This window comes from Pseudoalteromonas sp. Z1A6 (assembly GCF_011378745.1).
GTDB classification, from domain to species: Bacteria; Pseudomonadota; Gammaproteobacteria; order Enterobacterales; family Alteromonadaceae; genus Pseudoalteromonas; species Pseudoalteromonas arctica.
Window position 1 is genome coordinate 1 of the sequence record NZ_WTKW01000718.1, and the last position, 534, is coordinate 534.

1 protein-coding gene is annotated in these 534 nt (G+C 32.0%); it reads right to left on the reverse strand.

Annotated features, from left to right (window positions below):
* Window positions 1–58: 58 nt before the first annotated feature.
* Window positions 59–439 (reverse strand): DUF3192 domain-containing protein, encoded by a 381-nt coding sequence (locus tag GQR46_RS20475; protein WP_007586943.1) that lies wholly within the window; start codon window positions 437–439, stop codon window positions 59–61.
* Between the last annotated feature and the right edge of the window lie 95 nt (window positions 440–534).

The following is a 534-nucleotide window of genomic DNA, read 5'->3' on the forward strand; positions in this document are numbered from 1 at the left end:
TATACAAAAACGCCAATATTCATATATTGGCGTTTTTGTATCAAACATTTTTTATTGGTTACTGCGTGATCATACCTAAAGCGGTTTCACCAATGCCCACTAACTTATCATTTTTAAATACAAGTGGCGTACATTCATCTTTCGTTGTTTTAGAATCTGAATGTTTGCTATGAGTTACATAAAAAAGTACTTGGTATACATCGTCATCTTTTTTTAATAGCTCTGTGAAATTAGGCGTTTTTAATTGCGTCAAAACAGATTGGTAACTGCTATCCATTTTTAGCTCTGATATAACTTCACGATTATTTTTATGTTGTGCTTGCCAGCTAGATGAATTCTTACCAGCCCAATGAGTCTCAGCTTCACCATCTGATACGGCAATAACACAGCCTGTTAAAAATGGAGCGATTAAAGCGGCTGCTAAAAGTGATTTTTTCATTTTTATTTACCTTAATAAGATTTTTAATTGGTTATTAGCTGTATTAAAGCAAAGAGTAGACCATATTTATAAGTTGTTATTAATCAGTTTGTTAA